Raw genomic sequence first — 11,768 nt, forward strand, 5'->3', positions numbered from 1 at the left:
ATGAAAAAACGGTTCACGTTAATTATTCATTAATGAGTTGTAATGGCAAAGAATCTAATTAAGAAATATCTACCAGATACAGAAAAAATCAAGCAACACCCTTCGCTAAAGATCTTTGGCACTTTGTTGCATGACAACAATTTGTGGCATTTTAACCGCCGCTCAGCCCGTGGTGCTTTTGCAGTAGGTTTGTTTGTTGCACTGATCCCTATGCCATTTCAGATGGTGTTAGCCGCTGCTTTGGCCATTTTGTTCAGAGTCAACTTACCCTTGTCAGCTGCTTTGGTCTGGCTGACCAATCCATTAACCATGGGGCCTATATTTTTTGTCTGCTATCAGTTAGGGGCACTGATTTTAGGTCATCCTGGTCATCATGTAGAAGCTCAGGTAAGTTTAAGCTGGTTACTCGATAGTCTGGATACCATAGGTAAACCCTTCTTGCTCGGCAGCCTTATTGTGGGCTCTACCTTGTCCGCCTTAGGTTATGTACTGGTGGATTACTTTTGGTGCTTGTCGGCGAAAAAAGCCTGGAAGGATCGTATTCAACAACGTCAGAGTCAGATTGAATCCGACTGACTCTGACGTTTTTTATCAACTAGCGTTGTCCTAAGACAAAAGCAGGCTGTACTTTACTGGCGCTAAGCGCAGGATAAATAGTGGCCAGCAAGCTCATAACCAAGGCGATGCCTATGGTCATCACCACTTGCACCGGCTCAATATGAGAAGGTACATAATCGACAAAGTAGATGCTGGAATCGAGCAAACTAAAGCCGGTTAAGCTGGTGATTAAACGAAACAGCGGCTCTATTTGCCAGGCCAATACTAGCCCCACGGCACCACCGACCAAAGTCCCGGTTAAACCGTTTAGCCAGCCAAGCCACATAAACGCCTTAACAATGCGACGCCTCGGCATGCCCATGGTCAATAAAATAGCGATATCCCCTTGCTTTTCCCGCACCGCCATGACTAAAGTGGCAACAATATTAAAACAGGCCACAGCCAATACCAGCACTAACACCAGATACAAAATACTGCGTACCATCTGAATATCATTGTACAAATGACCCTGAGTACGGAACCAATCCAGCATATAGACATAATCAGTGGCCATATTACCAAGCTCACGTGACAAAGTGGGCGCTTTAAAAATATCAGCAATTTTAAAAGCAAAGCCCTGCACTGCACCTGGTGGGTAATTCAGCCACTGACCTAAAGCATGAATATCAACCCAGGCTTGCTGATAATCCAGCTGACCGCCAATACTGACGATAGCGACTAGTGTTAAGCTGACATGCTTATGGCTGGCGAGCTTACCGTCTGCTGTCACTTGCGGCAGCATAAGTTGTACTTCGTCCCCTACTTTCGCTTGCACTTCGTCCGCTATGCCTTTGCCCAAAACAATCTGATGTTCGCTGATGTGGCTTAAATCCCCAGCCACCACAAAAGAGCCTAACGCGCTGATGCCTTGCTCCAGCTGCAAATCAATACCGCGTAAATTGGCCGCTTTGACCTTAGCGCCGCTACGGATCATGGTATTGGTCTTGATGTAAGGAGCACCAGCCACCACGCCGGGATGCTGTTGCAAGGGCCTGATTTTCTTCTGCCAGTTGCCAATGGGGTCAGACACCGCCTGCAACTCAACATGAGGGATCACAGACAACAGCTTGTCTTTTAATGCCAGCTCAAAGCCATTCATCACTGACAAGGCCAGAATAAGAATAGCAACCCCCAGACCTATGCCTATAGTGGAAGATGCCGCGATAAAACGAATAAAAGCGTTGCTGTTACGGCTTTTGCGATAACGCTGCGCCAGTTGCCAGGACAAACTAGCCATGAGGTAAGCCATCCATCGTTTTACCTAAATGACCATCCCGCATCCAATACTGTTGATCCAGTTTCTTCGCCAGCGCCAAATCATGAGTCACCACAATAAAACTGGTTTTCAGCTCCCGGTTTAATTCACGCAGTAGCTTATAAATACTCTCAGCGGTTTGATGATCCAGATTACCCGTAGGCTCATCCGCCAGCACCAGCGCAGGTTCCCCAACTAATGCCCTGGCTATAGCCACACGCTGACGTTCACCACCACTGAGTTCAGCAGGTCTGTGCTTGATACGATGCGCAAGACCGACACGAGTTAACATAGCTGCGGCTTTTTGCTCTGCCTTTTCATTGCTTTCACCACGAATAAGTAATGGCATAGCCACATTTTCCAGCGCAGTGAAATCCATCAACAGATGGTGAAACTGATAAATAAAACCCAGTTTTTCATTGCGCAGTTTAGCTTTGGCATTGGCCGATAACTTAGCGACAGATTGCCCCAAAAGCACCATTTCACCGCTGTCTGGCTGGTCCAAAGTACCCAGTATATGCAACAAGGTGCTTTTGCCAGAGCCAGAGCTACCGACGATAGCCAGCATATCGCCGGCTTTTACTTCAAGACTGACCTGATGCAACACAGGCGTGACATTAGCACCATCTGTGTAACTTTTACTGATTTGACGGGCCGTTAAAATACTGGTCATTAGATCCTATCCAAAAAATTGAAAGTACAGCGCGACGACACTGTAGAGGCGGGTCTTGTACCCGCCCGTCTTGTAGATAAACCGGTGTTTGAGCGAAAGCGCGCCGTCAACAAAGCTGCTGCACCCAATGACGAGGTGTCCTCTAAGTAATTGGAGTTGTAGCGCGGCGACAAGTGATTGAGCCCCCGGGAGCATAGTTCACCTATGTGCCACAGATCTTTGTAAACAGGGCGAAAGCGCGCCGTCAACAAAGCTGCTGCACCCAATGACGAGGTTTCCTCTAAGTAATTGGAGTTGTAGCGCGGCGACAAGTGATTGAGCCCCCGGGAGCATAGTTCACCTATGTGACCGGGGCGAAAGCGCGCCGTCAACAAAGCTGCAGCTTCAAGTACGACGAGGAAACTATTCATCGCGAAGAACCTCTGCTGGTTGCACTTGCACCGCACGCCAGGCTGGATAGACCACGGCCAATGCCGTCAGTACTAAAGCACAGACTACGATAAAGAAAATTTGCACGGGCTGAATATCCACCGGCAAAGCCACGCCAGCGACCACACTAATGCCCAACAGCGACAAAATACCGTTTAGTTGCCACGCAATAACAATACCTGCCACAGCACCAGTTAATGTACCGAGCAGGCCGTTATTCATACCTTGCACGGCAAAGACAGTAAAAAGCTGAGTATCTGTCATGCCCTGAGTTTTTAAAATGGCTACTTCCCGCTGTTTTTCCGTCACCATCATCACCAGCGCTGAAACGATATTAAAAGCGGCCACAGCCACTATCAGCAATAACATCAACCACATCATGGCTTTTTCCATCGCCACTGCAGAGAATAATTTGCCATGACTGTCGCGCCAGTCTGTCACTTTAGCGACGGCAGGAAAGTTCGATATTTCGTTGGCTAAAGCAGGTGCGGCAAAAGGCTCTGTTAAACTTAAACGCCACTGCGGTGCTTCTTTGGCTTTGCTGCCAAGACGTTTTAAATCAGGTAAATGCACCAAGGCCACGCCATTATCCACTTCAGAGCCGGTATTAATTAAGCCTGCTACCGTAAAGAGTCGCTGGCGTGGTAACCAGCCCATAGGCGTAAAACTGCCACCTTCGGCCAGTAATAAACGGATTTGCTGACCAGGTCCAACCTTTAGCTCATCGGCAAGACCTGCCCCCAGGATCACTGAATAAGGCTGTTTTGTTAAATCAGACCAAGCACCGGCGACCAAAGACTGCTGTAAAAAGGCGGGGATTTGGGTAGGTTCAACGCCTTGCAATAAAACAGCCGTCAGTTGACCCGGGCTTTGTGCTAAGGCTTCAAGCTGCAAATAAGGTGTAGCCTGCAGAATTTGTGGATATTGTTGCTGTAAAGCTGCTATATCCACCTGCTGAGTGGCTTCGCTTTGTACTATTAAATGCGGGATCACACCAAGGATGCGTTTTTTTAGTTCAGCTTCAAAACCGTTCATGACCGAGCTGACGATAGTCAGTGCCATTACCCCTAAAAAAATACCTGTGACAGAAAACAGCGTAATAAAGGATAAAAAGCCATGACCTTTCCGGCTTTGGCTATAACGCAAACCGATACGGACACTCAGGGGGAATTGCAGGCTTTTCACAGACTTCCACTTGGGTTGATGAAGAAATTGCTGCGATAATAGTGATTATCCGTTAAGGTTACAAGCTTGCTACCCGAGGTATCCTTATGCAACAGCCTGGCAATACAACCCTAGCCGCAGAATTAGCAGACGAATTTGCGGATTACTTTCAGATTGAACATCAGACGACTGTCAATTTAGTGCCATTTTCCGGGCCGCTGCCGGATCAGGATGGCTTTTTACGCCTTATCCCTGATGCGTTTAAAATGACCAGTGAGCTCAGTCAGTTAAACAACTCCTCGATTCGCACTTTGAATGCAATAAAAGATTTATCCAGCGATTTAGCACTGTATTTACAGCAACAAGCCCGTAAACTGGATGCACTGACTCATTATGTGTTGCGCTCGCAAGACGACCCCAAACAACGTTTTCATACCTTCAGTTATGGCGGTTCTGGTGTTCAGGTGTGGACGAATGAGGTGATAAAACAAGGCCAAATTTACGAAGTAAAACTGTTTTTAGATAACAACGACGGTGCTTTGTATTGCTTGGGTCAGGTCATTCAAGTGACTGAACAGCAAGAAGCAGAACCAGGACAGCCACCGCAGTATCTGGTGAAAATTTTATTTCGCCGCATACGCGATGAAGACAGAGACATGGTGGTCAGAGCCAGCTTGCATGAACAATCCAGACAACTGAAACGCAAAGCTGAGTTGCGTCAGCAGCAAGCGCAGCAGACTCAACAGCAGTAAAATACCCTTCGTACGTGAAGCTGCAGCTTTGTTGACTGCGTGCTCTCGCCCTGGTCACATAGGTAAACTATGCTCCTAGGGTCTCGCACTCTTGTCGCCTCTGTGCAACTCCAATTACTTTGGGTATAGATTGAGCAATGTTGAAACTAAATCAAACAACAGACCGTACTAACATGCGGTTTTTTTATAACGAGTAAAGAATTTCCCTGATGATCCGTATTGAAGCATTACCTGCCCCTACCTCCAGCAACGATGTAAAACAATGGGGCCGTCTATCCGGCGCTGCCTTGCCCTGGGCTATTTATCAGCTGTATCAGCGTCAGAAAGGTCTTTATGTCGTCATAGTGCCGGACACCACCACTGCACTGCGTTTGGAGCAGGAGTTGATGGTGTTTTTCCATGAACATGCTGCTGAGGTTTGGACTTTCCCTGACTGGGAAACCTTGCCTTACGATGTATTTTCACCCCATCAGGATATTATTTCTCAGCGCATAAAAACTCTGTACAGCTTGCCACGTTTACAGCATGGCATAGTGATAGTGCCGCTGAATACGGCCTTACTGCGTTTAACTGATGCCAGCTATTTACAGCAATACAGTCTGGTACTGAAAAAAGGCCAGCAGCTGGATTTAACAGCACTGCGTCAGCAATTGGCCGCTGTGGGTTATCGTGCTGTGGATCAGGTGATGGAACATGGCGAATTCTCAGTGCGAGGATCCTTGCTCGATCTGTATCCAATGGGCAGCACCCTGCCGTATCGGATTGACTTTTTAGACGATGAAATTGACGGTATTCGCCTCTTTGATCCGGATAATCAGCGCACTGTGCAGCAAGTTCATGAAATTGAACTGCTGCCTGCCCACGAGTTCCCGCAGGATAAAGCAGCGATAGAGCGTTTCCGTATTCGTTATCGTGAACGCTTTCCGGCGCGTAGCGAAAAAGAATCACTCTATATGCAAGTCAGCCAAGGCCTGATGCCTGCTGGTATTGAATATTACCTGCCGTTGTTTGCAGAACAAACAGTACCGTTATTTTCGATGTTACCCAAACAAACCGTGATGCTGGCTGTGGGTGATTTGGAAGCTGCGGCAGCGCGTTTCTGGCACGACTTACAACGTCGTTATCAGGACAGAGCGATAGATTTACTCAAGCCTATTTTAAAACCGCAGGAATTGTATTTAGCGGTTGATGAATTTTTTGCAGAGCTAAAGCAGTGGCCGCGCTTGCGTTTAAGTCGGGCTGAACTGCCGGAACGCGCTGGACAATCCAACGCTGCTGTGGCTGATTTACCTGAGCTGACGGTCAATCACCAGCTGAAAAATCCACTGGAAAAGCTGCAGCAATTTATTATTGATATCAAGAAACAGCAAGGGCGAGTGCTGTTTTTCGTAGAATCTGAGGGCCGGCGCGAAAGCTTGTTGCAGCTGATGCAACGCAATCAAATTCGCTTGCAGCAATTTGCTTGTGTCGAAGAGTTTTTAACTGATCAGGTTGATTTGGGCATAGTCATTGGCTCGTTAGAGCAAGGCTGCTTGCTGCAGAATAAAACCAAGACCAAAGCAGGTGAAGAGCCTTTAGCTTTAGTCAGTGAAAACGAATTATTTGGTCAAAAAGTTACCCAAAGACGCAAACGTAAACACAGTCAACAAATCTCTGGCGACACTATCATCCGTAATCTGGCCGAGTTGTCTGTGGGTCAACCTGTGGTGCATTTACAACATGGTATAGGTCGTTATCAGGGTTTGCAGGTGTTGGATGCTGCAGGCATTAGTGCAGAGTTCGTCACCATTGAGTACGCAGGTGGCAGTAAGTTGTACGTGCCTGTGTCGTCTTTGCATTTAATCAGCCGTTATACAGGTTCGGATCAAAACAACGCACCGCTGCACAAGCTTGGCAACGACAGCTGGGAAAAAGCCCGGCGTAAAGCCGCAGAAAAAGTGCGGGATGTGGCCGCAGAATTGTTGGATGTGTATGCCCAGCGCGCAGCTCAGACCGGCTATGGCTTCAAACTGGACGCTGAGCAATACGACATCTTTGCCGATGGTTTCCCTTATCAGGAGACAGTGGATCAGCTCGATGCGATAGCCGCAGTGCTGGCCGATATGCAGGCCGAGCGCGCCATGGACAGATTAGTCTGTGGTGATGTAGGTTTTGGTAAAACAGAAGTCGCGATGCGCGCTGCTTTTGTTGCAGTCAATGACAATAAACAAGTAGCGGTGTTAGTGCCCACCACGCTATTGGCACAACAACATTTTGAAAACTTCCGTGATCGTTTCGCCAACTGGCCGGTTAAAGTCGCAGTGTTGTCGCGTTTTATCAGCGCCAAAGAACAAAAAGCCATTTTGGAAGAGACCGAACAAGGCAAAGTCGATATCCTGATCGGGACTCACAAATTATTACAGGACGATATCAAGTTCAAAGACTTGGGCCTGCTGATTGTTGATGAAGAACACCGTTTTGGCGTACGGCAAAAAGATAAAATCAAAGCCTTGCGGGCCAACATCGATATCCTGACCTTAACGGCAACCCCTATTCCGCGTACTTTAAATATGTCGATGTCTGGTATGCGCGATTTATCCATTATCGCTACACCGCCAGCCAAACGTCTGGCCGTAAAAACTTTTGTACGTGAGCATGAAGAAGGCTTAATACGTGAAGCTGTGCTTCGGGAAATATCCCGTGGTGGTCAGGTGTATTTCCTGCACAATGACGTGGCGACCATAGAAAAAGCTGCAGCTGACTTAGCCTTATTGCTGCCGGAAGCTTTAATTGGTATAGCCCATGGCCAGATGCGAGAGCGCGAGCTGGAGCAAATCATGGCTGATTTTTACCATCAGCGTTTCAATCTGTTGCTGTGTTCGACCATTATCGAAACGGGCATAGACGTGCCCACCGCCAATACCATTATTATCAACAGAGCAGATAACTTTGGTCTGGCGCAGTTGCACCAGCTTAGAGGCCGGGTCGGTCGCTCGCACCATCAGGCTTATGCCTATTTACTGACGCCGCCACCAAAACGCTTAACCAAAGATGCCGAAAAACGCCTTGAAGCTATTTCAGCCTTAGAAGATTTAGGCGCTGGTTTTGCACTCGCCAGTCAGGATATGGAAATTCGTGGAGCCGGTGAGCTTTTAGGTGATGAGCAAAGTGGCCAAATTGAATCTGTTGGCTTTAATTTGTATATGGAAATGCTGGAGCAAGCGGTAGAAGCGTTAAAAGCGGGTAAAGAGCCGAGCCTGGATGCACTTCTAACCCAACAAACTGAGCTGGATATGAAACTGCCTGCCCTGCTGCCAGATTCGTATATACCGGATGTTAGTTTACGATTATCTTTTTACAAACGCCTAGCCTCCTGTCGCGATGAACAGGAACTGGATGATGTGCAAGTGGAATTGATCGACCGTTTTGGCTTATTACCGGATGCTGCGAAAAATCTGGTCAAAATTACAGAGTTAAAAATGCAGGCGCAACAGCTTGGAATTAAACGACTGGAAGCCAACAGCAAAGGTGGTGTGCTAGAATTCGCCGAACGGACCTCAGTAAACCCATCTTACATTATTCAGCTTATTCAGACTCAGTCGAAAGTCTTTAAGCTCGAAGGTGGCAATAAACTGAAATTTATCAAAGAATTACCTGATACCAACAGCAGATTCGCCTTTGTCAGCTTTATGCTGGATGACTTTGCTAAACATCAGACAGGAGCATCATGAAACCTCTGCGTTTAACATCGCTGGGACTGACGTTAGTGGCTTTATTCACCACAAGCACAGCCTTTGCCAATAGCTGGTATGAAATTGAACTGATCGCTTTTAGCCGCAGTGCGGACAAAAGTTTAAAAGAGCAGTTTGACGCACCAACTCAAGAGCTTAAAACCAGCAATGCTATGGACTTAATGCGTCCACTGGTGCAACCCGCATTGGCTGATTTAATTAAAGCCATACCTGCTTGTACTGCTAATTCTGTCACGTCAAGCACAGCCTCCCCCGCAGTTTCTGCGACTGTACAGCAACAAATTCAGCAACTATTAAGCGAACATCAGCAAAATAAGCAAGCCGTAACTGCTGAGCCTGACGCTCTTGATGTGCAATCAGATACGGCTGCTGTAGCTGCATCTTTGTATCAACTGAACATTCAGAATTGTCAGATGGAACAGTGGGATGCAGATGGCCAGTTAATCAGCAGGCCATTAACAACAGAAGAGCTGGCCTTACAGTTACCTGCACCTGCGCAAATTCCAGCCACCTTTACCGGTGATGGTCAGGCTAAAGAGGGGGCCTATCTGGTAGGCTCAGATGGGTTACAACTGAAAAACCTGGCCTATCAATTACAACGCGAAGCGGGTAAACAGCTTCTGTTGCATACAGCATGGCGCCAGCCTTTAGTGTCAGGCCGCAACAGCCGCAGTCGTTGGTATGCAGGTATATACCAGAATGAAACAGAGACCCAAACTGAACAAAACATTGATTTGATGCAGCAAGTACAACAACAGTTAGCGGCTGTGCAACAAGGTCAAAGTGGCTTGCAATTATGGTACAGCCCGTGGCAATTTGATTCTTTAGTTCAACTACGTTTGGGTCGCTTTATCCAGTTTGATGGTACTTTTTATTTGCGCCAGAGTGACGACGCCGCTCAGCCAGCCCAAATTGCCATTAAACAAAGTGCGCGCTTAACTTTAGGCCAAATCCATTATTTGGATCATCCACGTTTAGGTGTGATTATTCAGGTGAAACGTTTTACTCCGCCCGAATCAACAGGGACGGCAACACTTTAGACAATTAAATAACACAAGGAATCTGTTATGAAAAAAATCATGGTTTTGTTAGCTGCACTCAGCCTGCTGGGAGCTTGTAGCAAACTGACTCAAGACAATTACAATCAAGTCAAAGCTGGTATGACCTACGACGAAGTGTCCGGTATATTAGGAGCCGCGACGCATTGTGACGAAGCGATCGGCACAAAGAGCTGCCGCTGGGGTGATGATGAAAAAAATATCAAAATTACCTTTTTAGCTGACCGTGCTACTGTTTTTTCCAACCACGGTATTCAGTAATCATCAGCTTAAGTCACCAAGGGGCTGTAACTGGCCCCTTCTTTCTGCGTAAATCTCTGTAATGCTGCAACTTAGAGACTATCAACAACAGGCTGTTAAAGCTGTCTTAGTGCATTTTCGCCAAAAAACTGATGCTGCAGTGCTGGTATTGCCTACGGGCGCAGGCAAAAGTTTGGTGATAGCTGAATTGGCCCGCCTGGCACGTGGTCGGGTGTTGGTATTGGCTCATGTCAAAGAACTGGTGGAACAAAACCATGCCAAATACCAAAGTTATGGTTTAGAAGCCGCCATTTTTTCTGCCAGCCTCGGCCGCAAAGAAACTGCAGCCAAAGTAGTGTTTGCCTCAGTGCAGTCAGTAGCGCGCAACCTGGCTGAATTTACTGAACAGTACAGCTTATTGGTGATAGACGAATGCCACCGAGTGGGTGATGACGAGGACAGCAGTTACTTAAAAGTGATTCGCGCGTTACAAACACAAAATCCGGATTTGAAAGTGCTGGGGTTAACGGCGACTCCATACAGGTTAGGTTCCGGCTGGATTTACCAGTACCATAGCCGGGGCCTTATTCGTACCGAAGACCCCCGCTTTTTTAAATACTGCATTTTTGATTTACCTATCCGTTTTTTATTAGTTGAAGGTTATTTAACTCCAGCCGTACTGATGGATGCGCCTATATTAAGTTACGACTTCGCCGGTTTAAAACCGACGGCAAGTGGCTATTTTAAAGAAGCTGATCTGGATTTACGTATTCATCAGCAGCAGCGCGCTACCCCACAAATCATTCAGCAAGTGATACAACATGCGAAAAACCGCACTGGCGTGATGATTTTTGCCGCGACCACAGCCCACGCCCGCGAGATTTTAGGTTATTTGCCTGGCACAGAAACTGCGCTGATATTAGGCGACACCCCACAAAAAGAGCGGGATGAGCTGATCCATAGCTTTAAACAAAAACAACTGAAGTACCTGGTCAATGTGGCTGTATTAACGACTGGTTTTGATGCGCCCCATATCGACTTAATCGCTATTTTACGCCCTACTGAATCTGTCACTTTGTATCAGCAAATTGTTGGTCGGGGACTTCGATTAAGCCCAGGAAAAACTGACTGTCTGGTTTTGGATTATGCCGGGAACCGCTTTAATCTGGAGCAGCCCGATATCGGCGAGCTGCGACCAGCCCCCGGCACAGAGCTGGTGACTGTGCCTTGCCCACTCTGTGGCTTTTTTAATAATTTCTGGGGAAAAACAGAGGATAGAGGCTTAGTACTGGAACACTATGGCCGTCGCTGTCAGGGCTACAAGGAGGATGAAAACGCCAAACCTCAAGCCTGCGGTTATCGCTTTAAAGCCAAGTTTTGCCCGGACTGTGGCGCTGAAAATGATATTGCAGCCCGCAACTGCGGTGACTGCGGCCTGGTGCTGGTCGACCCGGATAAGAAACTCAAAGAAGCCTTAAGCTTAAAAGACGCATTGGTACTATATGTCACACGAATGCAGCTGCAAAGCCATCAGAGTAAAGAAGGTAAAACCTCACTCAAAGTGAGTTACTTTTCCGCTGAAGGCGCCGAAATTTCCGAATACTGGAGCTTGCAGACCAAAGCGCAAAAACAAAAGTTTTTAACTTTGTTTGTACCACCTCACCTGGTAGACAGACACAGACCTTTTACGGAAACCACGGTCAGTAAAGTGCTGCACCAAGCCCATAGATTTCAACCGCCAGAGGCTATCATAGCGCGCAAGGACGGTCGATTTTGGCAAATCCGTGACAAGTTGTTTCAAATTCAGGGTAAAGACGCTGAATAATTCCCGGAATATGGACGAAATGAAAAATTCTTTTGCTTTACTAC

9 protein-coding genes are annotated in these 11,768 nt (G+C 47.2%); 6 read left to right on the forward strand and 3 right to left on the reverse strand.

Annotated features, from left to right (window positions below; genetic code table 11):
- Positions 1 to 42 precede the first annotated feature (42 nt).
- Positions 43 to 576 carry a DUF2062 domain-containing protein gene (locus IEW88_RS17825; protein WP_053424919.1) on the forward strand — a complete coding sequence of 178 codons (534 nt, stop codon included), beginning with the start codon at positions 43 to 45 and terminating at the stop codon, positions 574 to 576.
- Positions 577 to 595: 19 nt separating this feature from the next.
- Here the strand turns inward: IEW88_RS17825 and IEW88_RS17830 are convergent, their stop codons facing one another.
- The 3 genes from IEW88_RS17830 to IEW88_RS17840 all read right to left on the reverse strand — a co-directional run bounded on the left by IEW88_RS17830 (position 596) and on the right by IEW88_RS17840 (position 4,139).
- Complete coding sequence (locus IEW88_RS17830) at positions 596 to 1,834, reverse strand: lipoprotein-releasing ABC transporter permease subunit (RefSeq protein WP_147905311.1); 1,239 nt, start codon at positions 1,832 to 1,834, stop codon at positions 596 to 598.
- Positions 1,827 to 2,525 (reverse strand): lipoprotein-releasing ABC transporter ATP-binding protein LolD, encoded by a 699-nt coding sequence (lolD, locus tag IEW88_RS17835; RefSeq protein ID WP_147905310.1) that lies wholly within the window; start codon positions 2,523 to 2,525, stop codon positions 1,827 to 1,829. Before lolD ends, IEW88_RS17830 begins: the two co-directional genes overlap by 8 nt.
- 402 nt (positions 2,526 to 2,927) lie before the next feature.
- Positions 2,928 to 4,139, reverse strand: a complete 1,212-nt coding sequence (locus tag IEW88_RS17840; RefSeq protein ID WP_147905309.1) for a lipoprotein-releasing ABC transporter permease subunit — start codon at positions 4,137 to 4,139, stop codon at positions 2,928 to 2,930.
- Between the two features lie 86 nt (positions 4,140 to 4,225).
- Here IEW88_RS17840 and IEW88_RS17845 point away from each other — a divergent pair, with 86 nt between their 5' ends.
- From IEW88_RS17845 to radD, 5 genes are all read left to right on the forward strand, one after another.
- The gene (locus IEW88_RS17845; RefSeq protein WP_147905308.1) at positions 4,226 to 4,870 is read left to right on the forward strand and encodes a PilZ domain-containing protein; all 645 of its coding nucleotides are present in this window, start codon (positions 4,226 to 4,228) and stop codon (positions 4,868 to 4,870) included.
- A gap of 209 nt (positions 4,871 to 5,079) precedes the next feature.
- A complete protein-coding gene (gene mfd / locus IEW88_RS17850) occupies positions 5,080 to 8,580 on the forward strand; it encodes a transcription-repair coupling factor (protein ID WP_147905307.1) in 3,501 nt (1,166 codons plus the stop codon).
- The gene (locus tag IEW88_RS17855; RefSeq protein ID WP_147905306.1) at positions 8,577 to 9,641 is read left to right on the forward strand and encodes a CsiV family protein; all 1,065 of its coding nucleotides are present in this window, start codon (positions 8,577 to 8,579) and stop codon (positions 9,639 to 9,641) included. Before mfd ends, IEW88_RS17855 begins: the two co-directional genes overlap by 4 nt.
- Before the next feature lie 27 nt (positions 9,642 to 9,668).
- Positions 9,669 to 9,920 (forward strand): hypothetical protein, encoded by a 252-nt coding sequence (locus tag IEW88_RS17860; protein WP_053424912.1) that lies wholly within the window; start codon positions 9,669 to 9,671, stop codon positions 9,918 to 9,920.
- 61 nt (positions 9,921 to 9,981) lie between these two features.
- A complete protein-coding gene (radD, locus tag IEW88_RS17865) occupies positions 9,982 to 11,724 on the forward strand; it encodes a DNA repair helicase RadD (RefSeq protein WP_147905305.1) in 1,743 nt (580 codons plus the stop codon).
- The last annotated feature ends 44 nt before the right edge of the window (positions 11,725 to 11,768 follow it).

The organism is Rheinheimera tangshanensis, assembly GCF_014645135.1.
Classification (GTDB): domain Bacteria; phylum Pseudomonadota; class Gammaproteobacteria; order Enterobacterales; family Alteromonadaceae; genus Pararheinheimera; species Pararheinheimera tangshanensis.

What these genes read in the sequence shown, in the direction of transcription:
- IEW88_RS17855 (WP_147905306.1), top strand. Translation starts at nt 8,577, where the DNA reads ATGAAACCTCTGCGTTTAACATCGCTGGGACTGACGTTAGTGGCTTTA.
- lolD (WP_147905310.1), bottom strand. Translation starts at nt 2,525, where the DNA reads ATGACCAGTATTTTAACGGCCCGTCAAATCAGTAAAAGTTACACAGAT.
- IEW88_RS17860 (WP_053424912.1), top strand. Translation starts at nt 9,669, where the DNA reads ATGAAAAAAATCATGGTTTTGTTAGCTGCACTCAGCCTGCTGGGAGCT.
- IEW88_RS17830 (WP_147905311.1), bottom strand. Translation starts at nt 1,834, where the DNA reads ATGGCTAGTTTGTCCTGGCAACTGGCGCAGCGTTATCGCAAAAGCCGT.
- radD (WP_147905305.1), top strand. Translation starts at nt 9,982, where the DNA reads ATGCTGCAACTTAGAGACTATCAACAACAGGCTGTTAAAGCTGTCTTA.
- mfd (WP_147905307.1), top strand. Translation starts at nt 5,080, where the DNA reads ATGATCCGTATTGAAGCATTACCTGCCCCTACCTCCAGCAACGATGTA.
- IEW88_RS17845 (WP_147905308.1), top strand. Translation starts at nt 4,226, where the DNA reads ATGCAACAGCCTGGCAATACAACCCTAGCCGCAGAATTAGCAGACGAA.
- IEW88_RS17825 (WP_053424919.1), top strand. Translation starts at nt 43, where the DNA reads ATGGCAAAGAATCTAATTAAGAAATATCTACCAGATACAGAAAAAATC.